Genomic DNA, 26,327 nt, shown 5'->3' with positions numbered 1-26,327 from the left:
CTTCGCTGCACTGCGGGCACTCTAGCAAGCGCCCGCCCCGAGCGGCGTCGGGGCTGACCCTACGTCAGATTCGCCCGAGCGCCTTGTCCACGCCCTTGTTGGCCAGCATGTCTGCCCGCTCGTTGCCCGGGTCGCCCGAGTGGCCCTTGACCCAGCGCCACTCGATCGTATGGCCACCCTCGGCCACCAGTTTGTCCAGCCGCTGCCAGAGTTCGACGTTCTTCACCGGCTGCTTGCTGGCGGTCATCCAGCCCTTGGCCTTCCAGCCGCGGATCCATTCGGTGATGCCCATGCGCACGTACTGGCTGTCGAGGTAGAGCAGCACCTTGCAGGGGCGCTTGAGCGCGGCCAGGCCTTCGATGACGGCGGTCAGCTCCATGCGGTTGTTGGTGGTGTTGAGTTCGCCGCCGAACAGTTCCTTTTCGGTGGCGCCCGACTTGAGCCACGCGCCCCAGCCCCCGGGTCCGGGGTTGCCCTTGCATGCACCATCGGTGTAGATCACGACTTCGTTCAAGCTCTCTTTTCCTTCTTGTTTCGATTCAATCCGTTTGATCCGGCTGACTCCGGTGTACCTTGCCGGCGATGGACACCGGCGCGGTGGCCCGTGCCGCAGCACGGCGCCAATCTGCACTCAGGAGGCGCATGCCGCGCACCCGCTTGACCGCCACCAGGAAATACGCCGCACCGAAGATCGGCCACCAGCGCTCGCCGGCCTTGTCCATCCATCGGCAGCGCTCGAGCCAGGCTTCGCTGCGCACCGCGGGCCGGTAGACGCCGAAGCGCCCCGACTCCACCTCGAAGCTCAGGAGCCGCAGCCAGTCGCGCATGCGCCAGTAGCCGATGAACTCGCCGCCTTCTGGCAGGTAAAGATCGCCGATGCCGAGCTTGCGGTACAGGTGCGCGCGCCGCTGGCGCATGCCCCAGAGGCTGGCCGGGTTGAGGCCGCAGATCACCACGCGGCCCTCGGGCACCAGCACCCGCTCGACCTCGCGCAGCGTGGCGTGCGGATCGGGACTGAGTTCCAGCGCATGCGGCATCACCACCAGGTCGAGGCTGTTGGCCGCGAATGGCAGTGCGGTGAAGTCGGTCAGCAGCGTGGCCTTGGCGGGCCGCATCGGGTCGCTCAGCGCCAGCCAGCGGTGCGGCATGCGGTTGGTGCGCAGGCCCTCGACTTCGGCCGCGCCCAGCTGCAGCGCGTGATAGCCGAACACGTCGGCCACCGCCTGGTCGAACTGGGCCTGCTCCCACGCGAGGAGGTAGCGTCCCGGGGGGGTCGCGAACCAATCCTGCAAACCTATAATTTGACCGCTCATGACCCTCGTTCCGCTGCCCGCCTTCGCTGACAACTACATCTGGATGCTGCACGACGGGTCCAGCGCCATCGTCGTGGATCCGGGCGACGCCCAACCGGTGTTCGATGCGCTGGCGCACCACAAGCTGCAGCTGGCCGCGATTCTAGTCACGCACCATCATCCCGATCACACGGGCGGCGTGGCCGCGCTGCATGCCGCCACGGGCGCGCCGGTGCACGGCCCCGCGCGCGAACGCATTCCGGAGCCTTTCACACCGCACGTGCAAGGCGACATCGCCGAAGCGCTCGGCCTCAGCTTCGAGGTCATCGACGTGCCGGGCCACACGGCCGGCCACATCGCCTACTTTCTTCCGGCTGCCGAAGGCCGTGCGCCGCTGCTCTTTTGCGGCGACACGCTGTTCTCGGGCGGTTGCGGGCGCCTCTTCGAAGGCACGCCCGCGCAGATGCTGGCCTCGCTCGATGCGCTCGCCGCGCTGCCCGGCGACACCCGCGTCTGCTGCGCGCACGAATACACACTTGCTAACCTGCGTTTCGCTCGCGCGGTGGAACCGGGCAACGCCGATCTGACTCACTACAACGCGCGCTGCGAAAGCCTGCGCGCGCAAGGGCAGCCCACACTGCCCGCGCAACTGGCAACCGAACGCCTGATCAACCCCTTTCTTCGCAGCCGCGAAGCCACTGTCCTTCGAGCGGTGCGTGCGCACGCCGAGCTTTCCGCCGACGCGGCCGAAGCCGATGTGTTCGCTGCACTGCGCCAATGGAAAAACGACTTCCGATGAAATTTCTCGCTGCCACCTGCCTTGCAGGTTCACTGGTGCTCGCAGGCTGCGCGGCACCGACCGACAACTCCTCAACCTCCTCCACCTCCCCCAAAGCCGGCACCACCACCGGCGGCACCGGCTCCAAGGTCGCCGGCAGCGCGGCCCCCGTCTACCCGCGCGACGCTCTCTCTCCCCTGTCCAGCAGCGAGGCCCACTCGCAGAGCGTGGTCACGCTGGCTCCGCCGACCGACATGTGGGACCGAATCCGCCGCGGCTTCAAGATGCCCAACCTCGAGAGCGACCTCGTGCGCGACCGCGAACAGTGGTATGCCAGCCGGCCCGACTACATCCAGCGCATGACCGAGCGCTCAAACAAGTACATGTTCCACATCGTCGAGGAACTCGAGCGGCGCAACATGCCGACCGAACTCGCGCTGCTGCCGTACATCGAGAGCGCGTTCAACCCGCAGGCCGTCTCCAGCGCGCGCGCCGCGGGCATGTGGCAGTTCATGCCCGCCACCGGCACCGACTTCGACCTGAAGCAGAACATCTTCCGCGACGACCGCCGCGACGTGCTGGCCTCCACCCGCGCCGCGCTCGACTACCTGCAGAAGCTCTACGGCATGTTCGGCGACTGGCAACTCGCGCTGGCCGCCTACAACTGGGGTGAAGGCAGCGTGGGCCGTGCCATCGCGAAGAACCAGCGCGCCGGCCTGCCCACCACCTACAGCGACCTCAACATGCCCGCCGAAACGCGGCTGTATGTGCCCAAGCTGCAGGCGGTGAAGAACATCGTGGCCAATCCGCAGGCCTTCAACGCCGAGCTGCCGCTGATCGCCAACCACCCGTACTTCCAGACCGTCACGCTCACGCGCGACCTCGACGTGGAACTGGCCGCCAAGCTGGCCGACGTACGCATCGAGGACTTCCGCGCGCTTAACCCCGCCGCGCACAAGCCGGTGCTGATCGCCGCGGGCACGCCGCAGATCCTGCTGCCCTGGGACAACGCGGCCGTGTTCCAGCGCAACTTCGACGCCTACTCGCAAGGCCAGTACGCCAGCTGGACCGCCTGGGTCGTGCCCAACACCATGACGGTGGCCGACGCTGCCCAGCGCTCGGGCATGAGCGAGAGCGACCTGCGCACGATGAACAACGTGCCGCCGCGCATGCTCATCAAGGCCGGCTCGACGCTCATCGTGCCGCGCGGCGCCCGCGTCAAGGAAGACGTCGCGGCAGTCGTGGCCGACGGTGGCCACCTGAGCTTCCAGCCCGAGATCGTCAATCGCCGCACCACGGTCAAGGCCGGGCGCAACGACAGCGTGGCGAGCATCGCGCGCCGCTACAAGCTCGCCCCCTCCAACGTGGCCGAGTGGAACGACGTGAAGCCCAACCACGCCTTCAAGCGCGGCTACAGCGTGGTCGTGTACCTGCCGGTTCGCGCGGCGCCCGCGGCCCGTGTCGGTGCCGGCGTGGCGGTGGCGCGCGGCCATGCCGCGGCATCCTCCTCGAAGCGCGGCGGCGCGCCTGCCCAGGCCAGCACGGCTCGCGGCAAGAACGTCGTCAAGGTGCCTGCGGGCGGCAAGCAGCAGGTCGTGCGCGAGAAGCGCGGCGGCACGCCTTCGAAGAAGAAGCGCTGACCCCCGTCGGCGGGGCTGCGCCGAACTGACAACAACAAGGGAGGGCCACGCCATGGCTGTTGAAGGAAGCGCGGGCGATCTCGTCAAGGTCGTCACGCTGTTGGGAGCTGCGGTCGTCGCCGTTCCGCTGTTCAAGCGACTGGGCCTCGGCTCAGTCCTGGGTTACCTGGCCGCGGGACTGGCCATCGGCCCGTTCGGCTTCGGCCTGTTCACCGATCCACAAACGATCCTGCACACCGCCGAACTGGGCGTGGTGATGTTCCTGTTCGTGATCGGGCTGGAGATGCGGCCCTCGCATCTCTGGAGCATGCGCCGCGACATCTTCGGCCTCGGCAGCCTGCAGGTGGTGGTGTGCGGCTTTCTGCTCACCGGCGTGGGCATGGCCTTCGGCTTTCCGCTGGCCGTCTCGTTCGTGTGCGCGATGGGCTTCGTGCTCACTTCCACAGCCATCGTGATGCAGCTGCTCGGCGAGCGCGGCGACATTGCCGCGCCGCGCGGGCAGAAGATCGTCGCGGTCCTGCTCTTCGAAGACCTGCTGATCGTGCCGCTCCTGGCCATCGTGGCCTTCATCGCACCGGTGGACGCGGCGCAGCAGGCCGTCGCGCCCTCGCGCTGGATCGGCGTCGGCATCGCCATGGGCGCGCTTGCGGCGCTCGTGGCGGCGGGCGTGTGGCTGCTCAACCCGCTGTTCCGCATCCTGGCCAACTCCAAGGCGCGCGAGGTCATGACGGCCGCGGCGCTGCTGGTGGTGTTGGGCGCCGCGCTGCTGATGCAACTGGGCGGCCTGTCGATGGCCATGGGTGCCTTCCTCGCGGGCGTGCTGCTGTCGGAATCGACCTTCCGCCACCAGCTCGAGGCCGACGTCGAACCCTTCCGCGGCCTGCTGCTGGGCCTGTTCTTCATCGGCGTAGGCATGTCGCTCGATCTCGCGGTGGTGGCGCAGAACTGGCAGCTGATCGTGGCGGGCGTGGTGTCGATGATGGTGGTGAAGGCGCTGTGCATCTACGGCGTGGCGCGGCTCGCGAAGAGCTCGCCCGCCGATGCGCTCGACCGTGCCGTGTTGATGGCGCAGGGTGGCGAGTTCGCGTTCGTGCTGTTTTCTTCCGCGCTCGGCGCGAAGGTGATCAGCCCGACGGTCAACGCCAACATGACGGCGGTGGTGGTTCTGTCAATGGCGCTCACGCCGCTCGTGGTGCTCGCGCACCGCCGCTTCGCGCCGGTCTCGGCCGCCTCGATGGACGGCGTCGAAAAGGCCGAGGGACTGGCCGGCAGCGTGCTGGTCATCGGCTTCGGCCGTTTCGGCCAGATCGCCATCCAGGGCGCGCTTGCGCGCGGCGCCTCGATCTCGATCATCGACACCGACACCGAGGCCATCCGCGGCGCCGCCGAATTCGGCTTCAAGGTCTACTACGGCGACGGCTCGCGTGCCGACGTGCTGCACGCCGCTGGCGCGCACACCGCACGCATCGTCATGGTGTGCGTGGACGACAAGGCCGCGACCACGCGCATCGTCGAGCTGCTGAAGGCCGAGTTCCCGCATGCGCAGTTGCTGGTCCGCTCCTACGATCGCGAGCACATGCTGGAAATCGGCAAGCTCGACGTCGAATTCCAGATCCGCGAAACCTTCGAATCGGCGATGGTCTTCGGCCGCCAGGGTGTGCTGGCACTCGGCGCCTCCGACACGGAGGCCGATGAGGTCATCGGCGAACTGCGGCGGCGCGATGCGGAGCGCATCGTGCTGGAGATGGCGGGCGGAATCTTCGCGGGCCGCGCGCTGGTGCAGGTGAACACGGAAGCCCACGGCAGGGGCACCTGAGTCCCGGCGCGGCTGTGCGGCCGTGCGCTTCAGAGCTTCTCGGTCTCGCCGCTGCGCGGCTGCCATTTCATGAGACGCTTCTCGATCAGTCCCACCAGGCCGTCGAGCGCCAGCGCAAAGGCCGTCAGCACCACGATGCCGGCAAAGACGGTGTTGACGTCGAAGGTGCCCTCGGCCTGAAGAATCAGGTAGCCCACGCCGCGCGCCGAGCCCAGATATTCGCCCACCACCGCGCCGACGAAGGCCAGCCCCACCGAGGTGTGCAGGCTGGAGAACACCCAGCTCGTGGCACTCGGCAGGTACACGGTGCGCAGCAGCTGCCGCTGGTTGGCGCCCAGCATCTTCGCGTTGGCCAGCACCACCGGGCTCACCTCGCGCACGCCCTGGTAGACGTTGAAGAACACGATGAAGAACACCAGCGTGACCGCCAGCGCCACCTTGCTCCAGATGCCCAGGCCGAACCACAGCGCGAAGATCGGGGCGAGGATCACGCGCGGCATCGAGTTGGCGGCCTTGATGTAGGGGTCGAGGATCAGGCTCGCCGTGGGCGCGAGCGCCAGCCAGAGCCCGCACGCGAGACCGAGCACGGTGCCGATGCCGAAGGCCAGCACCGTCTCCAGCAGCGTGGTGCCCAGGTGCCGGTAGATGTCGGCGTTGCCTTTCAGCCCCTCGGGAAACAGCAGGTTCGGCGGCACCTCGAACGGCAGGAACCAGCTCCAGATGCGGCCCGCCACCTGGATCGGCTCGCCGACGAAGAAGGCGAACTGCTGGTTGCGCGACGCCAGGTGCCACCCCACCAGGATGAGTACCAGCAGCACCAACTGCCAGAAGCGCGCGTTGCGCTCGTTCAGGCGCGGGATCATGCGGCCTTCCTCAGCTGCTGCGCGTAGCCCTTGAGCACCTCGTCGCGCAGCACTTCCCAGATCTGCGTGTGCAGCTCGACAAAGCGCGGCTGCGTGCGTACCTCGGCCACGTCGCGCGGGCGGGCCAGGTCGATGTCGAACTCGCCGATGGGATGCGTGGCCGGCCCTGCCGACAGCACCACCACGCGGTCGCTCATCGCAATGGCCTCGTCCAGGTCGTGCGTGATGAAAAGCACCGCCTTCTTCTTCGCGCTCCAGATCTCGAGCACCTCGTTTTCCATCAGCTGGCGCGTCTGGATATCCAGCGCGCTGAAGGGCTCGTCCATGAGGATGATGTCGGGATCGAGCACCAGCGTCTGCGCCAGCGCCACGCGCTTGCGCATGCCGCCGGAGAGCTGGTGCGGATAGCGGTCGCCGAAGCCCGAGAGACCCACGCGCGAGAGCCAGGCCTCGGCCTGCTCGCGCGCATCCGCATCGGACACGCCGCGGTACTGCAGCCCCACCATCACGTTGGCGACGGCGCTGCGCCACGGCATCAACGCCTCGGTCTGGAACATGTAGCCCGCGCGCGCATTGACGCCCACGAGCGTCTTCCCGAACACCTTGACCGTGCCCGACGAAGGCTCGAGCAGCCCGGCGCCCACATTCAGCAGCGTCGACTTGCCGCATCCCGTGGGCCCGACCACCGAGACGAACTCGCCCGCCTTGATACGCAGCGTGGTGTCGGCAACGGCGGTGTAGCGCTGGCCTGGGTCGTCCTTCGAATGGAAGGTGCAGCTGATGGAGAGGAGTTCGAGTGCGTGGTCGGACATGTCTGCAGGATTAAAAAACCCGGCCAAGGCCGGGTCGCGGGGACGTTCGGAGTCAGGCTTTGAACCTGTCCTTCGCGCGCCTAGCAAAATCGTTGGTGTAGGTCCTGGCGAGGTCGATCTTGTCGGCTTTCACCGCAGTGTCGAAGCTCGCGATGGCAGCAAGCGCCGTCTTGGGTCCATCGGACGGCACGAGGCCGTCGGTGGCGATCGATTCGCGTACCTTGTCGAACGACGCGAGGTACAGCGCGCGGTCGCCGAGCAGGTAGGTCTCGGGCACCGTCTTGATGATGTCGCCAGGCCCCGCCGTCTGCAGCCACTTCAGGCCGTGCACGATGGCATTGGCCAGCGCCTGGCAGGTGTTGGGGTTCTTCTGGATGAAATCGATCGGCGCGTAGAGGCAGGCTGCGGGCATCGGTCCGCCGAAAACCTGCTGCGTGCCCTTGAGCGTGCGCGTGTCGCTGATGATCTTCACGTCGCCCTTCTGCTCGAGCATCGTCATCACCGGGTCGGTGTTGCTGATGGCGTCGATCTGGCCCGAGCGCAGTGCGGTGAGCGCGCCGGCCGCGACGCCCACGCCGATGTAGCTCACATCGCTCGCCTTCAGGCCGCCGCGCGAGAGCACGAGGTTGGCCACCATGTTGGTCGACGAGCCCGGTGCGGAAACGCCGATCTTCTTCCCCTTCAAGTCCTGGATGCCGGTGTAGCCCGCCATGTTCTTGGTCGACACGCCCACCGCGATCTGCGGTGCGCGGCCCTGCAGCACGAAGGCCTGGAAGAACTGGTTCTTGGCCTGCAGGTTGATGGTGTGTTCGTAGGCGCCCGAGCAGACATCGGCCGAGCCGCCCACCACCGCCTGCAGTGCGCGCGCACCGCCGGCGAAATCGGAAATTTCGACTTCGAGCCCTTCGGCCTTGAAGTAGCCCAGCTGTTCGGAGATGGTCAGAGGCAGGTAGTAGAACGCGGCCTTGCCGCCGACCGCGATGGAGACCTTGGTCTTTTCCAGCTTGGCTTGCGCAAAAACCCGCGGCAGCGCAATCGCTGCGGCAGCGACTGCGGAGGCGGAAATGAGGGTTCTGCGATGAAGCATGAAGCGGGTCCTGCGGGCTCTTTGATTCTTGTGAAGTGAATCGAGCTTAGGGGTGCGCGCCCGTTGCCTGCATCGGGGTCATCCCGTGCGGGTTTCCACGTAAGCATGAAGGCCTCCACGAGGCCTCTGCCGAATGGCCTGCAGCGGCCTATTTCGCGAGGAAAAGAATCGCGATGTTGACGAGGAACGCGAGCGCCCAGACCGCGCTGCGCACGCCGCCGAGACCCTTGATGTAGATCGCAAGATAGATCACGCGCAGCACGACATAGGCCACCGCCAGCATGTCGAGCCGCGCCTGGTTCGCGCCCAGCTGGTGCGCAATGATCACCGCGCCGATGAAGAACGGCAGCCCTTCGAAGGTGTTGGCCTGCGCGCTGTTGGCGCGTGCGCGCCAGCCGTTTTGCTTTGCGGCCCAGTCACGCGGATTCACGTTGTCGCGCGGGCCGAAGGCGCCTGCCTTCGCGATCCATGCTGCGAGGTACGGCAGGCCGCAGGCGAAGAACACGCACCAGTAAGCGATGGTGAGCAGGGAAAGGGTCATGGCGCTATCGACGGTCGACCAGTGCGTGCGCGATGGTGCCGAGGTCCACGTACTCGAGCTCGCTGCCGGCCGGCACGCCGCGCGCAAGGCGCGTCACCGTGAGGCCGCGCTGCTTGAGCGCTTCGCCGATCACGTGCGCGGTGGCCTCGCCCTCGGCGGTGAAGTTGGTGGCGAGGATGACTTCGCTCACCGTGCCGTCGAGCGCGCGGTCGAACAGCTTCTGCAGGCCGATGTCTTTCGGCCCGATGCCGTCGAGCGGACTGAGCTTGCCCATCAGCACGAAGTAATAGCCGCGGAAGGCCCCGGTGCGCTCGAGTGCGGCCTGGTCGGCGGGCGTCTCGACCACGCAGAGCTTGGTCCCGTCGCGGCGCGAATCCATGCACACGCTGCAGATCGGTGCTTCCGTGAAGGTGTTGCAGAGTTCGCAGTGCCGCACGTTGCCGGCCGCCTGCTGCAAGGCGCGCGACAGCAGCTGAGCGCCGTCGCGGTCGTGCTGCAGCAAATGAAAGGCCATGCGCGAAGCCGACTTCACGCCGACGCCGGGCAGGCGGCGCAGCGCATCGACCAAGGCGTCGAGCGAACTGGCGTCGGCCATCAATCGCTCAGAACGGGAGCTTCATGCCGGGCGGGAGACCCGGCATGCCTGCAGTGAGCTTGCCCATCTTCTGTTCGCTGGTTTCCTCGGCCTTGCGCACGGCCGCGTTGAAGGCTGCGGCCACGAGGTCTTCGAGCATGTCCTTGTCGTCGGCCAGGAGGCTCGGGTCGATGGTGATGCGCTTGACGTCGTGCTTGCAGGTCATGACGACCTTCACGAGGCCGGCGCCCGACTCGCCTTCGACCTCGATGTGGGCCAGTTCTTCCTGGGCCTTCTTGAGGTTGTCCTGCATTGCCTGCGCCTGCTTCATGAGGCCGGCCAGTTGTCCTTTGTTGAACATCGTTGGTCCTGTATGTGTGGTGAAGAAAAGGGGTGAAGGATAAGAGACGCGGCTGCGGCGTTCGCCTCAGGCGGGCCGTAGCGTTCCGGGGACGATCTTCGCATCGAAGTCGCGCATCAGCATCTGCACTTCGGGGTCGCTGTGGATGGCTTCCTCGGCCACGCGCTGGCGCTCGTCGGCTGCGTGCCGGTTGCGGCGCGCGGGGCTGTCGACCACGCCACCGATCTCGATCGCGAGCTTGATGTCGTGGCCGAGCGCGTTGAGCGCCGCGGTCAGCTTCTCGCGGCTAGAGGGCTGATTGAGCGTTTCGCGCTCGATGCGCAGGATCCACTGGTCGGTGTCGCGCCCCACGAGCTGCGATTGCAATGCGAGTTCGCGCGAGAGGGCTGTGATGCTTTCCGCCGCGACCAGCTGGGTGACCGTGGCGTACCAAAAGTCGCCGTCCTCGCTGGGCGGGATCGGTGCGGCGGGGCCGCGTTGCTCGTCGGTGCGTGGCGCATCGCGCTGGCCGGGAGGCGGCTGCACGCGGATCGGCATGCCGACGACTTTGGCGGGGGTGTCCGTGGAAGAAGGCCTGTGGTCCGAAGGCCGCATGGGCTCGTCGACCACGGCCAGGCGATGACCCGCAGGAACCGATGCCGGCGCATTCGATGCTGCAGCGGGTGCCGGAACGGGCGGCGTGGGCGCTGCCCGAGGCGGCGATTCGGCCACGGGCGCCGGGGCCGGAACAGGGCGAGCGACGGGAGCCGGAGCCCTTGGCACCGCGCCCTGGGCTTCATTCAGAGTTTTTTTTTCCGGGGAAGCCGTCGAAGCAGCCGCGTTGGAAGGCTTGAAGGCCAGCAGCCGCAGCAGCACCATCGTCAGCGCGGCGTACTCGTCGGGCGCCAGGCCCAGCTCGCCGCGACCATGCAGGCAGAGGCTGTAGAGCAGCTGCGTTTCATCGGCCGGCATCAACGATGCGAGGCGCGCCGTATCGGCGGCGTCGGGGTCGGTGGCCGAATCGGCGGACTCCGCGCGTGAAGGCACCGCCTGCAACACGGCCATGGCCTGCAGCACCGACGTCATTTCTTCGAGCGTGGAAGCAGCCGACATGCCATCGCGGCGCAAGGCCTCGGAGGTGGCGACCACCGTCTTTCCGTCGCCCTGCGCAAGCGCCTCGATCAGCTTGAACACATGGCCACGGTCCACGCTGCCGAGCATCTGGCGCACGCCGGTCTCGATCAGTTCGCCGTTGCCGAAGGCGATGGCCTGGTCGGTGAGCGACAGCGCATCGCGCATCGAACCGCGTGCCGCGCGTGCCAGCAGGCGCAGTGCCTGCGGCTCGGCCGGCACCTGCTCGGTCTGCAACACGCCTGTCAGGTGTTCGAGGATGGTCTCTGGCGCCATCGGCCGCAGGTTGAACTGCAGGCAGCGCGACAGCACCGTGACCGGCACTTTCTGCGGATCGGTGGTCGCGAGCACGAACTTGAGGTATTCGGGCGGCTCTTCGAGCGTCTTCAGCATCGCGTTGAACGCGGTGTTGGTGAGCATGTGCACTTCGTCGATCATGAAGACCTTGAAGCGCCCCTGCACCGGCTTGTAGACGGCTTGCTCGAGCAGCGACTGCACCTCGTCGACGCCGCGGTTGGAGGCCGCGTCGAGCTCGGTGTAGTCGACGAAGCGGCCCGAATCGATGTCGCGGCAGGCCTGGCAAACGCCGCACGGCGTGGCGGTGATGCCGCCCTGCCCGTCCGGCCCCTGGCAATTGAGCGACTTGGCCAGGATGCGCGAGACCGTGGTCTTGCCCACGCCGCGCGTGCCGGTGAAAAGGTAGGCGTGATGCAGGCGCTGCGTGGTCAGTGCGTTCTCGAGCGCCTGCACCACATGCCCCTGACCGACCATCTCACCGAAGGTTTTCGGACGGAACTTGCGAGCGAGCACGAGATAAGACATTGCGGGCATTCTAAAAGGCGCGGAGAGGCGACTTCACGCTTGTTTCCCCGTCGCCCTCGAAATCATTCACGCCCCCGTGAAGGGGGCAAATTCACCCGGTTAGAATGCAGGCTGACGGGCCTCCCTGCATGGTGAAGTGGCCAACCGGGTCAGGTGGGGAACCAAGCAGCCCTAACTGCGTAGTCAGTGCCAGGGGTAAGGCTCGTCAACCTAACATTCAGAAGCCGTGAGTTCTCAGAGAGCTCACGCGCTGTGTCCAAGAGTTACCGGCTCCGGACACCTCAACCTCCCAGAACTTCGCGCAGCCATCCATGAACTTGGACATCCGGCCCGCCCACATCAGCGATCTCGAAGCACTGGTGCGTCTCGACACCGTGGCCGTGCACGATGCGCGCCGCGCCGCGCAGATCCAAGGGTGGATCGAGGACCGCTTCTGCCACGTGATCGAGGTCGATGGCGTCGTCGCCGCCTACGGCGTCCTGCACCACCACTTCTTCGACTCCGGCTTCATCGAGATGCTGATGGTCGGCGAGAAGTTTCGCCGCAGGCGATTCGGCCTGAGGCTCGTCGATCACTTCCAGTCGATCTGCGAACGCCCAAAGCTTTTCACCTCCACGAACCGCTCCAACGGGGCGATGCAATCGCTGCTGAAAGAAGCCGGCTTCAGGGAGAGCGGCCACATCGACAACCTCGATGCGGCCGACCCCGAGCAGGTGTTCTTCTGGCCGTGCGGGCGCTGAGAAGGTGTGAACGAACCCGCCATGCCCGCTCATTCCGCCCAGACACACCCGCTCGGCGTTGCAAATGCTCGCCATAGCCCGAGCTATGGCTGCGCTTTGCGCCTTGATCGGGTGCGCCTGCGCGGGCTGCTCGGGCACGCCGGATTCATTCACACCTTCTGAGCAGGCCTGCCGCTACAGGCCCAACCGCTGGATCGCGCCGCGCGCCGCAGCCGCCCCGCTGGCCATCGACGCCGTGAGCAGGTAGCCACCGGTCGGCGCTTCCCAATCGAGCATCTCTCCTGCCGCGAACACGCCGGACAGCGCCGTCGCCATCAGCGCCGGATCGAGCGCGTCGAAGCGCACGCCACCGGCCGTACTGATCGCCTCGTCGACGGGCCGCGTCGCGACCAGCTTCAGTGGCACCGCTTTGATGGTGGCGGCGAGTTGCACCGGGTCCTGCATCGCCTCCTTGCTCAGCGCTTCGTGCAGCACGCCCGCCTTGATGCCTTCGATGCCGAGCCGGCTCTTGAGGTGACTGCTCAACGAGCGCGCGCCGCGCGGGTGCTTCACCGCGGCCAGCACCTGTTCGGCGCTGCGGTCGGGCAGCAAATCGAGCAGCAGTGTCGCGCTGCCGCGGGCGGCGATCTCGTCGCGCAGCAGCGCCGATGCTGCGTAGACCAGGCTGCCTTCGATGCCCGTGGCCGTCGCAACGAACTCGCCCTTGCGTGCAAAGTGGCGCCCCTGGCTGTCGGTGAAGGTGATCGCAACCGATTTGAAAGGCTGCCCCGCAAAACGGCTCGAAAAATGTTCGCTCCAGCCTGCGCCGTCGAAGCCGCAATTGGCGGGCAGCAGCGGCGCCACCATTACACCTTGTGCCTGCAGCCACGGTGCCCAAGCCCCGTCGGAGCCCAGGCGCGCCCAGCTCGCGCCGCCCAGGGCCAGCACCACCGCATCGGCCTTGGCGGTGACCTCGCCTGCCGGCGTCGCAAAGCGCGGCGCATTCGCATCGAATGCCCCGTCACCCTGCCACCGATGCCGCATATGAAACTGCACCCCCGTCGAGCGCAGCCGATGCAGCCACGCGCGCAGCAGCGGCGCGGCCTTCATGTCCGTCGGAAACACGCGCCCCGAGGTGCCCACGAAAGTCTCGATGCCCAGGCCCGTCGCCCATTCACGCACCTGCTGCGGTCCGAACTTCGCCAGCATCGGCTCAAGCTGCGCACGACGCTCGCCGAACCGGCTCATGAACACATCGAAGGGCTCCGAATGGGTGAGGTTCAGCCCGCCGCGGCCGGCCAGCAGGAACTTGCGGCCCACCGAGGGCATGGCGTCGTAGACGTGCACTTGCGCGCCGGACGCGCCGAGGACTTCAGCCGCCATCAGGCCGGCAGGTCCGCCGCCGATCACGGCGACGGTTGGGGAAAGGGTCATTCGAGATTTACCAGTTCGCCCTGCCCGGTGAGGAACGCGACGCGGACCGTGGCACCGGGGTAGGCATGTTGCACGGCAACGCGGTAGCGCTGCATTTGTGCGATCAAGTTCGCGTCCCGCTCGGGGCGCGCTGCGGATTTGTAGTCGAGGATCCACCAAGCGCCGCTGTCGCGCTCTCGCACCAGCCGGTCGATGCGCAAGGTCTCGCCTTCGTGGACCAGCGTGACTTCGTTGCCATGCCAGTCGACCCTGCGATCGTCCCACACCCAGGCACCTGCGCCTGCGCGGATGCGCTCGGCCAGCGTCGCGGCGCCGCGCGCCTGCTGCGGGTCGAGCATGAATTCACGGGCCGCGGCGCGCACATGTGCCGAGGGAAGCGGCTCGCCTGGCACCGCCCATTCGAGCAGCCGATGCATGGCTTGGCCGAAAGCTGCAGCGCGCGCATCGACCGTGGCATCAGCCGCCTTCTTGTCGGAAAGCTGATCGATAGCGACAGGCGCCGGAGGCATCCGCTTCATCGAGAAGCTCGCCACGCCGGTCTCGGCGGGCAGCGCAACCAGCGGCTCATCGGACTCTGTCGGCTCGCAGGCCGACTCCAGCCGGGCCCACCAGCTGCCCTCGTTGGCACGCGCCGGCTTCACCGACGACAGCACCAGCCGCTCACGCGCCCGAGTGGTCGCGACGTAGAGACCGTTGAGCTCTTCGCGATGACGCGCGCGCTGTTCTTCATCGAGCAGCGAAGCGGCGCAGGCCGGCGGCGTTTTCTCGCTTGCGAGGAAGACGAAGCGCGTCGGCGCGCTGTCGCTGCCTTTCCACTCGACCAGCACGCCCATGGTTTGCGCACGCGGCGGTGCGGCATCGCAGTCGAGCATCAGCACGGTGTCGGCTTCCAGGCCCTTGGCGCCGTGCACGGTCAGCAATTGCACCGCATCGGGCGCAGCCACCGACGGCGCGCGCACGCCGCCGGCACGCAAGGCGCGGACCAGCGCATAGGGCGTGGCGAAGCGCGCGCCTTCGATCTCGAGCGATGCGGACATCAGCCCGCGCAGGTTGGCCAGCGCGCTCTGGCGCATCGCGGCGGGGACGGCGGCGCCGAACTTCGCGAGCACATCGCCATCGTGAAAGATCGCGTCGATAGCATCGTGCGGTGGCAAGGTGACGAGCCACTGCTGCCACTTCTTCAGGCTGACACCCGCCTCGACCAACACTAGTGGCAGGCCTTCGCCCTTCTGGATCAACGCGAACCAGCTCGACGACGGCTGCTCGCGCTGCCGCAACGCCAGTTGCACCAGCACCTCGTCGTCGATGCTGAAGAGCGGCGACTTGAGCGCCCGCGCGAGCGAGAGATCGTGCGCAGGCGAGACCAGCGCGTCGATCAACGCGACCATGTCCTGCACTTCGGGCGCGTCGTGCAACTCGTTCTTCTCGGGTTGCTGGACGGGAATGTGTCGCTGACGCAGCGCATCCTGCATCGCGGAGAGGCGATTGCGCCGGCGTGCGAGCACCATGATCTGCCGGGGCGGAATGCCGTCGGCGATGCGCTGCGCCACCCAGCGCGCGGCCTGCTCGCATTCCTTCTGCAGCAGTTGTTCTTCGGGCAGCACGCGCGGCGTGACGAGGCTGTCGCGCCAGTGCAGCATGCCGTCGTCGGCGGGTGAGGCCTCTGCCGTGTCGCCGAGCGCATCGCGGTCGATGGCCGGCAGCTTGAGCAATTCGCCTTCGTCGCCGCGCTCGGTGGTGTGAGCTCGGTAGCCGTCGAACTCACCCGCATCCTGCGCGGCCAGCATGGCCTGGTTGACCAGCCCGACCACGGCGCGCGCGTTGCGGTGGGTGTGGTCGCAGTTGAGCAGTTCGCCATCGAGCCCTTCGCGCACGAATTTCTTCGCGGCGATAAATACCTGCGGCTCGGCGCGGCGGAAGCGGTAGATGCTCTGCTTGGGGTCGCCCACGATGAACACGCGCGGCGCGCTGCTGCCGGCGCCCGTGTAGGAACTGAGCCAGCCGTAGAGTGCCTGCCACTGCAGCGGATTGGTGTCCTGGAACTCGTCGATCAAGAGGTGCGCGATGCGCGCATCGAGCCGCTCCTGCACCCAGCCCGACAACGCGGACTGGCCGAGCAGCAACTGCGCGGCCTGCTCGACGTCGTTCATGTCGACCCAGCCGTGGGCGCGTTTGACGTCGGCGAAGGCGGCGATCAAAAGGCGCGTGAGCCGCGTCATGCGCTGCTGGTAGAGCCACGCCGCGTGCTGGGCCTGCGCGGCGCAGAGCACCTGGAGTTCGGTCTCGGCCTCCTGCGCGGCGGGGAACTTCTGCAGGTTCTTGGTGAGCCGATCTTCGCTTGCCACGAAGAAGTTCTTTCTCAGACGCGCGAGCGCGGCAGAGAGCGAGTCGGCTGGAGGCTCGCCGACGCCGAACACGTCGATGATGGCCTCGGCCGCCTTCTGCGGCGTCTTGTTTGTCTCGCGGCCGAGCGCGGCGGCACGGTCTAACCAACGACGGCGGACCGGTTCACCACGCAAGGCATCGGTCGGCTCGTCAAAGCCTTCGAGCGCCGGATACATGGCGCTGAAATGCTGGACGGCGTTCTCCGCATCGGCCAACGAAAACTCGACGCGCTTCGTCAGCGCTTCGCCCAGCGCCTTCGCCGTCTGTGAGCGACCGTGCGTCGCGACGACGGCGTAATAGTCGGCCAGTGCGTGCCTGTCGGCGGTGACTGCCTCGAAGAAGGGCCGCCAGGTGTGGCCGCGGGCCTCGGCATCGTCTTCGAGCAGTTCGTAGTTGGACGGCAGGCCCAGTTCTCGCAGCACCGCGAGCGGCGCGTTGCGCAGCAGGCCCGCGAACCAGGCGTGGAAGGTGCGGAACTGCACCGGGCGGCCGCCTTCGAGCAGGCGCCTGTAGAGGCCCTTCAGTCGCGGCACGGCAGCGAGTGCGGCAGCAGGTTCGACGCCGCGCATCACGAGCTGCTTCACCAGTTCGTCGGGACTCTGCTCGGCGAACTGTTCGAGCCATTGGTCGAGACGCTCGCGCATCTCGCCGGCGGCCTTCTTGGTGAAAGTGATCGCGAGGATCTCGTGCGGCTCGCAGGCGGAGTCGCCCTCTTCGAGCAACGCACGCAGGATGCGCGACACCAGCATCCAGGTCTTGCCCGCGCCGGCGCAGGCTTCGACGGCCACCGAGCGGCGCGGATCGCAGGCGACGGTGTAGAAGGCTTCGCGCGTGACGTGCCGGCCGTTGTGTTCGTAGGCTGCGCCGTTCACTTGGACACCTCCCAGAAGTCTTTGCGGCATAGGCCACGGGCCGCGCAGTAGTCGCAGACAGCGCCCTCGCCCAACGGCGGCAGCGCCGCGCCCTCGGCGATGCGGGTGAAGTCGCTCATGATGCCGGCCACCAATGCGTCCCGAGCCTCGACCACCGCGGGCTGCTCGACGGTCTGCGTGCCCGAGGACTTCTCGCCCACGTTGACGTAGGCCGCACGCAAGGTGTCGTCAGCCACCAGGGCCGCGTAGAAGGCGAGCTGCGTGTCCTCGGTCGGGTCCTTCACACGCTCCTTGGTGACGCTCGCGGACTCGGTCTTGTAGTCGATCACGAGGGCCTGGCCATCGGACGTGCGGTCGATCCGGTCGAGGCGGCCGACGAGGCGCAGGCCGCCCAGCGGCTGCTCCTTCCAGGGCTCGGATTCGATGAACACCGCGCCGCCCGCCTCGTGCCCCTCGAGCCATTCGAGATAGCCGTCGCGCACCGCGGGCCACGCCGCTGCGAAAGGCAGGAACTCGGCATCGGAGAGGCCGTACTCACGCGTGGCGCGCTGCGCGGCTTCTTCGATGCGTTCCACGCGCTTCTGTGCTTCCTGCGTCGGGGTTTCGATCAACGCCTCATGGAAATGGCCGAGCACGGCGTGCAGCCAGTTGCCGAAGTCGCGCTTGTCGACCTCCACATCGAGCTCGTCGGCGCTGCGCAGCCCGAGTTGCCGCAGCGCGAAGAAGCGATAGGGACAGCGGCGCAAGTCCTCATACACGCTGGTCGAGATGTTCTCGAGCGGCAGCAACGCGCCCGAGGGCGTGGGGACGGTGGTCGGCTGCAAGGTCACGTCGCGCGCGGGACGCGGATCGGCCGTGGGCTGCAGCACATGGTCGAGTTGCAGCGCCTGCACCAGCGGGCTCGGTCGGACCGGCTCGCCGCTGGCATCGGACTGGCGCCAGACCAGTTCGCACCAAGGGTTGTGCAAGGCCGCGGTCCAGGCCGAGCGTTGCGCGGCTTCGAGGGTCTCGCGCGACGGCAGGCCCAGTTCGAGGCGCTGGGCAGCGCTCCAGTTGCCGGGCGGTTCGGGCGATGCGGGCAGGCGTCGATCATCGCAACCCGGGATGACCACGGCGCCGAATGCGCGGCCCAGCAGTTGGTAGAGCGGCAGCACGATCACCTTGGGCGCCTGGTCGCCGGCGGGCGGCACGAAGCTCGCGTCTTCGAGCACGTCGCGCACCCAGGCGGTGAACTCGGCGAGCGTGTGGCGGCCGCCGGGGAACTCGTCGGCATCGCCGTGGGCTTCGGCGTCGAGCCACAGCGCGGCGATGACCTTGCCGCCGGCCATGTCGTCGGCAAGGGGCGTCCATTGCCCGCTGCCTTCGAGCAGCTCACGCAACGCGCGCAGCCACTCGGCCACGGGCCTGGACTTCATCATCGCTGCACGGCGTGCCTCGATGGACTCGGTGTAGGGCAGCAGCGCCACATCGCTCGGCTTCTCGCTGCGGGCCGCGAGGCTGCACCATGCGGACCAGTCGCGCAGGCCCTCGCGTCGCAGACGCACTTCGAGCGCCTGCACGGCCAGCGCATCGCCATCGGCGCCGCTCTTGAGCCATTCGAGCACCTGGTCGCTGGCGGCGTCGTGCGCGCAAGCGCGCAGTGCGCTCATCAGCGTGGCGGCGGCGCGGGTGGTCGAGAGCTTCCAGCCGGTCTCGTCATGCGTGACGATGCCTTGTGCCTTGAGCTGGGCGCTGATGCGGCGCGTGAGCGCGCGGTCGGTGGCGATCAGCGCGACCGGCGCGCGGCCTTCGGCGAGGTGGCGCAGCACGCAGGCGGCGGCGAGCTCGGCCTCGTCCTCGGGGTCTGCGGCCACATGCGAAGCCGCGGGGTCCACGGGCGTGTTCGCGGGCACCAACGAGAGATGCAGTGCGTGCTCGCCCCACAGGGTGCACAGCGTCTGGGTGAGCGGATCGGTCTGGAAACCTTCGAGCACGATCAGCGCATCGACCTGGTTGCGCGTGCTTTCTCGCAGCAGCACGTCTGTCGCGTAGCCCGAGGTCGCGGCCCAGGCGACGGCGATGCGGATCAGCGCGCTCTCGATGCGGAACCACTCCGACTCGCTGCCCGCCTCGGCCACCTGCGCGGCACGCTGGGCCCACTCGCCGACGCGCTCATCGGGGAGCGATGCCGACGCGAGCGGCGCGAGCTGGTAGGCCAGCTCGACGACGCGGCCTGCCAATGCGAAGCGCTCGTTGTTGAACCCGGACTGCGACAGCAGCGCCTGGGCCGTGATGAGGTCGCGTGCCATGTCGAACGCGATGTCGTAGCCCCTCGGCAGAAAGCCGCCCGCGCTGCGCGCCCAGTTGTGCGTGGTCTCGAAGCGCGGCACGAAGCCCGCGCTGCCGCAACGCGCCCACATGCCGCGCGCCACGCTCATCAATTGGGCATACGGCACCAGCACCACGGTGCGCGCCGCGTGCAACTCGCGTTCGGCGAGGGCGCGGATGATCCGCGCGACGACACCGTCGGCGGGGTCGCACCACAAGGCGTGGACGGGGTGGCCTTCGTTCATGTTCTATCGAGGGGTTTGAGAGTGCGAGGACGTGATCCGCAAGGCCTTTGGCTATCGCCGCCATAGCGGCTGCGCATGACACGTCACCCCTTGGTTTCTGTCACAATGACCTGCACTTTAGCTGCACCGAAACTCTCTGCGCACAAGGACACATCACATGGCCAGCGAACTCATCAAACACATCTCCGATTCCTCTTTCGAAGCCGACGTGCTCAAGTCCAGCCAGCCGGTGCTGGTCGACTACTGGGCCGAATGGTGCGGCCCCTGCAAGATGATCGCCCCGATCCTTGACGAAGTGTCGGCCACTTACGAAGGCAAGCTGCAGATCGCCAAGCTGAACGTCGACGAGAACCGCGACATCCCCGCCAAGTTCGGCATTCGCGGCATCCCCACGCTCATGCTGTTCAAAGACGGCCAGCTGGCCGCCACCAAGGTCGGCGCCATGAGCAAGGCGCAACTCACGGCCTTCATCGACCAGCAACTCGCCTGAAGGCATTTCACCCGGCCAATGCGCAATGCATTGGCCGGCGCGTTTTTCCTGTCATAATCTCCCACAGATCACCGGCCCTTTCAGGCAACCGGTTCGAGTTCCCCGGTTAGTGCAGCAGTTCTCGCTACACATTCAACCTCCCCCCGTTTTCCGTTTCGATTACCCCGCGAGGGGTCATTCCATGCACTTAAACGAACTCAAGGCACTCCACGTGTCTGAAGTCCTCAAGCAGGCTGAAGCGCTTGAGATCGAAAACGTCGGCCGCATGCGCAAGCAGGAGCTGATGTTCGCGATCATCAAGAAGCGCGCAAAGGCCGGCGAACAGGTCTTCGCCGACGGTGTGCTCGAAATCCTGCCCGACGGCTTCGGCTTCCTGCGCAGCCCCGACACCAGTTTCACCGCCAGCACCGACGACATCTACATCTCGCCCAGCCAGGTGCGTCGCTTCAACCTGCACACCGGCGACATGATCGAAGGCGAAGTGCGCACGCCCAAGGACGGCGAGCGCTACTTCGCACTGACCAAGCTGGACAAGGTCAACGACGGTCCGCCCGAGCAGAACAAGCACAAGGTGATGTTTGAAAACCTGACGCCGCTGTTCCCCAAGGAGCAGATGAAGCTGGAACGCGACGGCGTCAAGGGCGAAGAGAACATCACGGGCCGCATCATCGACATCATCGCCCCCATCGGCAAAGGCCAGCGCGCCCTGCTCGTGGCGCCGCCCAAGAGCGGCAAGACGGTGATGATGCAGCACATCGCCCACGCGATCAGCGCCAACTACCCCGACGTGCACATGATGGTGCTGCTCGTGGACGAGCGCCCTGAAGAAGTGACCGAAATGCAGCGCACCGTGAAGGGCGAAGTCATCGCTTCGACCTTCGACGAGCCCGCAGCCCGCCACGTGCACGTCGCCGAAATGGTGATCGAGCGCGCCAAGCGCCTGGTCGAACTCAAGAAGGACGTGGTGATCCTGCTGGACTCGATCACCCGCCTGGCTCGCGCCTACAACAACGTCGTGCCCTCGTCGGGCAAGGTGCTGACCGGCGGTGTGGACTCCAACGCGCTGCAGCGCCCCAAGCGCTTCCTGGGCGCCGCGCGCAACGTGGAAGAAGGCGGCTCGCTGACCATCATCGGCACCGCGCTGATCGACACCGGCAGCCGCATGGACGAAGTGATCTTCGAAGAGTTCAAGGGCACCGGCAACTCCGAAATCCACCTGGACCGCCGCCTGTACGAAAAGCGCGTGTTCCCCTCGATCCAGCTCAACCGCAGCGGCACGCGCCGCGAAGAGTTGCTGCTGGCACCCGAGATCCTGCAGAAGACCCGCATTCTTCGTCAGCTCATGTACAACATGGACGAGATCGAGTCGATGGAGCTGATGCTCAAGAACATGAAGGCGACCAAGACCAACGTCGAATTTTTCGACATGATGCGTCGCGGCGGCTGAGCACCACGCTCTCCCGCAAAAGCGCGTCGGCCCTCACGGACCGACGCGTTTTTTTCATGGGCGTTCGATACGGATGGCGCGGCCTTCGGCTGCGCTCTGGCGGCCGATGTCGAGGAGCTCCATCAGCGCGACGGCCTGCTCGGGCGGGACCGGGTTCGGACCCTTGCCCAGGATCGCGTCGCGGACCGCCGCGTAGTAGTCGACGTAGTTGCCGGCCTGCGTTGGCAAGGCGCGAAAGTGCGGCGCCCCGTCACTACCGATCAGCGTGAGCTCGCCATCGAGCGAATCGGCACCCCAACCTTCGGCCGGCGGTCGCTGCCCGGCGCGCAGAGCATCTTCTTGCGGATCAACGCCGTGCTTGACGTAGCTCCCTCGCGTGCCGTGCACGATGTAGCGCGGCGCGGGGTGGGCCGCGAGCGTCGTGGCATGAAGCACCACGCGCAAGGGCGCGTGCGGGCCGCTTTCGTAGCGCAGCACGGCGTGGAAATAGTCTTCGACCAATGCGCCATCGCGCAAGACGGCCGTGTCGAGTTGCAGCGTGTCAGGGCGACCGAAGAGCTGCACGGCCTGGTCGACCAAGTGCGAGCCCAGGTCCACCCACAGGCCCGAACCCGGCACCGGCTGCTCCCGCCAGCGCTCGCGAACCTCGGGCCGGAAGCGGTCGAAATGCGATTCCAGATACACCGGCCGGCCCAACTCGCCGCTCGCGAGAAGATCCTTCAACGTCAGGTAATCGGCGTCGAAACGCCGGTTCTGATAGACCGCCAGGACGCGATTGTTGCGTCGAGACAACAATTCGAGCTCCCTCGCTTCGGCCACATCGAGTGTGAAGGGCTTGTCCACCACCACGTGCTTGCCGGCCTCCAGCGCCGCCTTGGCGACCGGATGGTGCTGGGCATTGGGCGCGGCGACCACGACCAGGTCGATGTCAGCCCGGGCCACGAGCGCCGCCACGTCCGGCACCACGGCCACATCGGGCCAGTCCGCGTGGACCTTGTGCGGCTGCGAACTCGCAACAGCCGCCAGTTCGAGCCCCGGAACCGCCGAAAGCACCGGCGCGTGAAAGGTCTGGCCGGCAAAACCGTAGCCGACGAGGCCGGCTCGCAACGCTGTGGAAGTCATCTGTAGGCCGCTTTTCGCGCAAAACGGCCAGTATGCGATAATCGCTGGCTCCGCGAAAAGTGCAGCCGGGCGTCCTGCCCAGCGATCCCCTCATCCCGGGACAGCCGCCGACCCAGTCCATCGACCGTCAGCGCGCTTGTGGCTCTCGCATCGACCGCGCATTGATTCCAACAGCGCAAAAGGAAAAACCATGGCAAAAGAAGGCATCCACCCGAATTACCGCGAAATCCTGTTCGTCGACATGTCGAACGGTTTCAAGTTCGTGACCCGTTCGTGCGCGAACACCAAGGAAATGGGCAAGACCGACGACGGTCGCGAGCTGCCCCTGTTCAAGCTGGACACCACCAGCGAATCGCACCCGTTCTACACCGGCACGCAGAAGTCGGTCGACAACATGGGCGGTCGCGTCGAGAAGTTCCGCAACCGCTTCGGCAAGACCACTGGCGCCGCTTCGAAGTAAAGCACGCGCTTTGGCGTCGAGGGCAGCCCGGTTTACCGCGCTGCCCTTTTTCATTCCGAATCTCCTTTCGCCCTTTTGAACCAGCCCACTCCCGCGATCGTTGCCCAGAATGCCGTGCGCCGGCTGCCACGCATCGCGCTGCTGCTGCTGTGCGCGGCCTACCTGCTGCCGGGCCTGGTGGGCCGTGGACCGTGGAAGAGCGCCGACATCACCGCCTTCGGCTACATGGCCGAACTGGCCCGAAGCACCGAAGGCATCGCGCGCTGGTTCGATCCCCTCTTGCTGGGCATGCAGCCCGAGACGCCCGCGCTGGTCCCGTACTGGATCGGCGCCCTGGCGATCAAGCTCGCCCCGGCGTGGCTGAACCCCGACCTGGCCGTGCGATTCGTCTTCGCGCTGCTGCTCTGGGGCACCTTCACTGCCACCTGGTACGCCGTCTACTACCTCGCCCGCACCGCACGCGCCCAGCCGGTGGCGTTCGCCTTCGGCGGCGAGGCGCGCCCGACCGACTACGCGCGCGCCATCGCCGACGGCGGCCTGCTCGCGCTGATCGCCTGTCTGGGCCTCGCCCAGCTCGGTCATGAAACCACGCCGGCGCTCGCGCAGCTGTACTTCGCCTCGCACCTGTTCTATGGCGTGGCCGCGCTGCCGTACCGCCGCGCGGGCCCGGTGATCGCGCTGGTGATCGGCACGCTCGGCATGACGCTGAGCGGCGCCCCGACGGTCGGCTTGGCGCTGGCCACGGGCAGCGCGCTCTACATCGCCTACGAACGGCGCCGCACTGCCAAGGCGGGGGCGGACGCCAGCACCGACGACGGCCCCGGCTACACCCGCGGCGCCCTCTTCACGATGATCGGCGTCACGCTGCTGGCCGCCGCGCTGGTGTTCGGCCTCGGCCTGACGCAGTGGAAGATCACGCTCGACGGCAACTCGGTGCTCGGCGAAATCCGGAGCCAGGCCAAGCTCCTGCTGTGGTTCACCTGGCCGGTCTGGCCACTCGCCATCTGGACGCTCTGGCGCTGGCGCCGGCAGCTCACGGCACGCCACGTCGCACTGCCGTTCTGGTTCGCGCTCGTGCCGCTGGCCGCCACCTGGACCACCGACTACTCCGACCGCTCGCTGCTGCTGGCCCTGCCCGCCTTCGCCACGCTCGCGGCCTTCGCGCTGCCGACCTTCCGGCGCAGCGCCTCGGCGCTGATCGACTGGTTCAACGTGCTCTTTTTCAGCGGCTTGGCCGTGCTGGGCTGGCTCTACTGGATCGCGATGCTGACCGGCATGCCACGCAAGCCCGCGGCCAGCGTCGCGCGCCTGGTGCCGGGCTTCGTGGCCGAGTTCTCGCCGATTGCCTTCGTGCTCGCGCTGGCTGCGACCATTGCATGGTGCTGGCTGGTGCGCTGGCGTACCGGGCGCCATCGCGCCGCGCTCTGGAAGACGCTGGTGCTGCCGGCCGGCGGCACTGCGCTTTGCTGGATGCTGCTGATGACGCTCTGGCTGCCGCCCATCGACTACGCGCGCAGCTACCTGCCCCAGGTACACGCCGTCGCCGAACGCGTGGGCCAGCCCAGTTGCATTGCCGAACTGGCACTCAGCCGGCCGCACATCGCGGCGCTGCGCCACCACGGCAACTTCAACCTGCAGCCGCTGCTGCTGGGCACCGACTGCCCCTGGCTGGTGGTGAGCCCCGACACGATCGAGCGGCTGCACACCATCATTCCTCTCGAGAAGTGGCGCTTCAGCGGCACCCTGCGCCGCCCCAGCAGCGCCGCGGACGACCTGCTGCTCTATCAAAAGATCGTGCCCTGACCCGTGACAGGTGAACGGGGACTGATCGCACGCCACGCCGGCACAGTGCTGGTCGGCCAGCTGGCCGTGATGGCCTTCGGCGTGACCGACACCATCATCGCGGGACGCTATTCGGAACACGCGCTGGCCGCGCTCTCGGTCGGCGCGGCCATCTTCGTGAGCGTCTATGTCTCGCTGATGGGTGTGCTGCAAGCGCTGCTGCCGGTGTGGGCCGAACTGCACGGCGCGGACCGCAGCAATGAAGTGGGTCGCTCGGTGCGGCAGTCGCTGTACCTGGCCGCGATCCTGATCGCGGTGGGCATGGTGATGCTGCTCCTGCCCGGCGGCGCGCTGCGCTGGACCCAGGTGCCGGCGGACATGCGCGGCGAGGTCGAGGCCTACCTCGCAGTGCTGGCCTTCGCACTGGCGCCCTCCCTGCTCTTTCGCCTCTTCAGCACCCTCAACCAGAGCCTGGGCAAGCCGCAGCTCGTCACCTGGCTGCAACTGGCGTCGCTGGTGGCGAAGCTGCCGCTGTCGATCTGGTTCACCTTCGGCGGCGCAGGCCTGCCGGCCATGGGCCTCGTCGGCTGCGCGTGGGCCACGCTGTGCGTGAACTGGGCGATGCTCGGCTGCGCCGTCTGGCTGTTGCGCAGCAGCCCCTTCTATCGCGGCTATGCGCTCTGGAAACGCATCGAGCCGCCCGACTGGCACCAGATCCGCCAGTTCGCCCGGCTGGGCGTGCCCGGCGGCCTCGCGGTGCTGGTGGAAGTGACCTCGTTCACGCTGATGGCGCTGTTCATCGCGCGCCTGGGCACAGCCGCGGCGGCTGCGCACCAGATCGCCTCGAACCTGCTGGCCGTGGCCTACATGACGCCGCTGTCGCTGGCCATCGCGACCAGTGCGCGCGTGAGCTTCTGGCTGGGCGCCGGCGATGCGGCGAAGGCCAGGCACGCCTGCCGGCTGGGCTTCGAGCTGACGCTGTCATGCGCGCTGCTCTACGCGGGCGTGATGGTCGCGCTGCGCCATCAGCTTGCCAACGTGTATTCGGACAACCCCGCCGTGATCGCGGTGGCGGCCGCGCTGTTGCTGGCCGTGGCGCTCTATCACGTCGCCGATGCCCTGCAGACGCTCTGCGTGTTCCTGCTGCGCTGCTACCGCGTGACGCTGGCGCCGCTGGTCATCTACTGCGCGATGCTCTGGGGCCTGGGGCTGGGCGGCAGCTACCTGCTCGCCTACCGCGGCCTGGGGCCGTGGGAGGCCATGCAGTCGCCGATGGCGTTCTGGATCATGAGCGCCGGTGCGCTGGTGCTCACGGCCCTGCTGTTCGGTGCGCTGCTGCAGTGGACGATGAAGAAGCGGCCGGCCTGA

22 protein-coding genes and 1 other RNA gene are annotated in these 26,327 nt (G+C 67.3%); 10 read left to right on the top strand and 13 right to left on the bottom strand.

Annotated features, from left to right (window positions below; genetic code table 11):
• Window positions 1-64: 64 nt before the first annotated feature.
• Window positions 65-514, bottom strand: coding sequence for a ribonuclease HI (rnhA, locus tag ACSFA7_RS20465; protein WP_042576760.1), 450 nt, complete (start codon window positions 512-514; stop codon window positions 65-67).
• A 25-nt stretch (window positions 515-539) separates the two neighbouring features.
• On the bottom strand, window positions 540-1,292 hold the full coding sequence (locus ACSFA7_RS20460) for a class I SAM-dependent methyltransferase (RefSeq protein WP_435501318.1): 753 nt from the start codon (window positions 1,290-1,292) through the stop codon (window positions 540-542).
• Between the two features lie 19 nt (window positions 1,293-1,311).
• On the opposite strand from ACSFA7_RS20460, the gene gloB reads away from it, so the two are divergent.
• From gloB to ACSFA7_RS20445, 3 genes are read left to right on the top strand one after another with little or no spacing between them, the layout of a single operon-like run.
• Complete coding sequence (gloB, locus tag ACSFA7_RS20455) at window positions 1,312-2,091, top strand: hydroxyacylglutathione hydrolase (RefSeq protein ID WP_435501066.1); 780 nt, start codon at window positions 1,312-1,314, stop codon at window positions 2,089-2,091.
• Window positions 2,088-3,710: a transglycosylase SLT domain-containing protein gene (locus ACSFA7_RS20450; RefSeq protein WP_435501065.1), complete on the top strand. Its 1,623-nt coding sequence runs from the start codon at window positions 2,088-2,090 to the stop codon at window positions 3,708-3,710. Before gloB ends, ACSFA7_RS20450 begins: the two co-directional genes overlap by 4 nt.
• A 52-nt stretch (window positions 3,711-3,762) precedes the next feature.
• Window positions 3,763-5,526: a monovalent cation:proton antiporter-2 (CPA2) family protein gene (locus tag ACSFA7_RS20445; RefSeq protein WP_435501064.1), complete on the top strand. Its 1,764-nt coding sequence runs from the start codon at window positions 3,763-3,765 to the stop codon at window positions 5,524-5,526.
• 29 nt (window positions 5,527-5,555) lie between these two features.
• Here the strand turns inward: ACSFA7_RS20445 and ACSFA7_RS20440 are convergent, their stop codons facing one another.
• From ACSFA7_RS20440 to dnaX, 7 genes are all read right to left on the bottom strand, one after another.
• Window positions 5,556-6,389, bottom strand: a complete 834-nt coding sequence (locus tag ACSFA7_RS20440) for an ABC transporter permease (protein WP_176657051.1) — start codon at window positions 6,387-6,389, stop codon at window positions 5,556-5,558.
• Window positions 6,386-7,201, bottom strand: coding sequence for an ABC transporter ATP-binding protein (locus ACSFA7_RS20435; RefSeq protein WP_435501063.1), 816 nt, complete (start codon window positions 7,199-7,201; stop codon window positions 6,386-6,388). Before ACSFA7_RS20435 ends, ACSFA7_RS20440 begins: the two co-directional genes overlap by 4 nt.
• Before the next feature lie 52 nt (window positions 7,202-7,253).
• Window positions 7,254-8,288 carry an ABC transporter substrate-binding protein gene (locus ACSFA7_RS20430; RefSeq protein WP_435501062.1) on the bottom strand — a complete coding sequence of 345 codons (1,035 nt, stop codon included), beginning with the start codon at window positions 8,286-8,288 and terminating at the stop codon, window positions 7,254-7,256.
• A gap of 148 nt (window positions 8,289-8,436) precedes the next feature.
• The gene (locus ACSFA7_RS20425; RefSeq protein WP_435501061.1) at window positions 8,437-8,829 is read right to left on the bottom strand and encodes an MAPEG family protein; all 393 of its coding nucleotides are present in this window, start codon (window positions 8,827-8,829) and stop codon (window positions 8,437-8,439) included.
• Window positions 8,830-8,833: 4 nt separating this feature from the next.
• Entirely contained in the window at window positions 8,834-9,424 is a 591-nt protein-coding gene (recR, locus tag ACSFA7_RS20420) for a recombination mediator RecR (protein ID WP_013540938.1), read from the bottom strand.
• A gap of 7 nt (window positions 9,425-9,431) precedes the next feature.
• Entirely contained in the window at window positions 9,432-9,764 is a 333-nt protein-coding gene (locus tag ACSFA7_RS20415) for a YbaB/EbfC family nucleoid-associated protein (RefSeq protein WP_007836669.1), read from the bottom strand.
• 66 nt (window positions 9,765-9,830) lie between these two features.
• Window positions 9,831-11,696, bottom strand: a complete 1,866-nt coding sequence (gene dnaX, locus ACSFA7_RS20410; protein ID WP_435501060.1) for a DNA polymerase III subunit gamma/tau — start codon at window positions 11,694-11,696, stop codon at window positions 9,831-9,833.
• A gap of 113 nt (window positions 11,697-11,809) precedes the next feature.
• Here dnaX and ffs point away from each other — a divergent pair.
• Both ffs and ACSFA7_RS20400 read left to right on the top strand, forming a co-directional pair.
• An RNA gene (gene ffs, locus ACSFA7_RS20405) (signal recognition particle sRNA small type) lies at window positions 11,810-11,906 on the top strand.
• 101 nt (window positions 11,907-12,007) lie between these two features.
• Entirely contained in the window at window positions 12,008-12,436 is a 429-nt protein-coding gene (locus ACSFA7_RS20400; RefSeq protein ID WP_435501059.1) for a GNAT family N-acetyltransferase, read from the top strand.
• Between the two features lie 174 nt (window positions 12,437-12,610).
• Here the strand turns inward: ACSFA7_RS20400 and ACSFA7_RS20395 are convergent, their stop codons facing one another.
• The 3 genes from ACSFA7_RS20395 to ACSFA7_RS20385 are packed head-to-tail and all read right to left on the bottom strand — an operon-like array spanning window position 12,611 to window position 19,658.
• A complete protein-coding gene (locus tag ACSFA7_RS20395) occupies window positions 12,611-13,849 on the bottom strand; it encodes a TIGR03862 family flavoprotein (RefSeq protein ID WP_435501058.1) in 1,239 nt (412 codons plus the stop codon).
• A complete protein-coding gene (locus ACSFA7_RS20390; RefSeq protein ID WP_435501057.1) occupies window positions 13,846-17,106 on the bottom strand; it encodes a UvrD-helicase domain-containing protein in 3,261 nt (1,086 codons plus the stop codon). Before ACSFA7_RS20390 ends, ACSFA7_RS20395 begins: the two co-directional genes overlap by 4 nt.
• Window positions 17,103-19,658 carry a PD-(D/E)XK nuclease family protein gene (locus tag ACSFA7_RS20385; protein ID WP_435501056.1) on the bottom strand — a complete coding sequence of 852 codons (2,556 nt, stop codon included), beginning with the start codon at window positions 19,656-19,658 and terminating at the stop codon, window positions 17,103-17,105. The genes ACSFA7_RS20390 and ACSFA7_RS20385 overlap by 4 nt, the downstream gene beginning before the upstream one ends.
• 157 nt (window positions 19,659-19,815) lie before the next feature.
• Here ACSFA7_RS20385 and trxA point away from each other — a divergent pair, with 157 nt between their 5' ends.
• Window positions 19,816-20,148: a thioredoxin TrxA gene (trxA, locus tag ACSFA7_RS20380; protein ID WP_042578306.1), complete on the top strand. Its 333-nt coding sequence runs from the start codon at window positions 19,816-19,818 to the stop codon at window positions 20,146-20,148.
• A 181-nt stretch (window positions 20,149-20,329) separates the two neighbouring features.
• Window positions 20,330-21,595 (top strand): transcription termination factor Rho, encoded by a 1,266-nt coding sequence (gene rho, locus ACSFA7_RS20375; RefSeq protein WP_013540932.1) that lies wholly within the window; start codon window positions 20,330-20,332, stop codon window positions 21,593-21,595.
• Between the two features lie 54 nt (window positions 21,596-21,649).
• On the opposite strand, the gene ACSFA7_RS20370 is transcribed toward rho, so the two are convergent.
• Window positions 21,650-22,717, bottom strand: coding sequence for an oxidoreductase (locus ACSFA7_RS20370; protein WP_435501055.1), 1,068 nt, complete (start codon window positions 22,715-22,717; stop codon window positions 21,650-21,652).
• A 190-nt stretch (window positions 22,718-22,907) separates the two neighbouring features.
• Here ACSFA7_RS20370 and ACSFA7_RS20365 point away from each other — a divergent pair, with 190 nt between their 5' ends.
• From ACSFA7_RS20365 to ACSFA7_RS20355, 3 genes are all read left to right on the top strand, one after another.
• A complete protein-coding gene (locus ACSFA7_RS20365) occupies window positions 22,908-23,177 on the top strand; it encodes a type B 50S ribosomal protein L31 (RefSeq protein ID WP_007836661.1) in 270 nt (89 codons plus the stop codon).
• A gap of 75 nt (window positions 23,178-23,252) precedes the next feature.
• On the top strand, window positions 23,253-24,980 hold the full coding sequence (locus tag ACSFA7_RS20360) for a hypothetical protein (protein ID WP_435501054.1): 1,728 nt from the start codon (window positions 23,253-23,255) through the stop codon (window positions 24,978-24,980).
• A 3-nt stretch (window positions 24,981-24,983) separates the two neighbouring features.
• Complete coding sequence (locus ACSFA7_RS20355; RefSeq protein ID WP_435501053.1) at window positions 24,984-26,327, top strand: MATE family efflux transporter; 1,344 nt, start codon at window positions 24,984-24,986, stop codon at window positions 26,325-26,327.

The organism is Variovorax trehalosi (assembly GCF_051216415.1).
Classification (GTDB): domain Bacteria; phylum Pseudomonadota; class Gammaproteobacteria; order Burkholderiales; family Burkholderiaceae_C; genus Variovorax.
The sequence above is the reverse complement of the archived record's forward strand: the minus strand, read 5'-3'. Positions and strand labels throughout refer to the sequence as shown.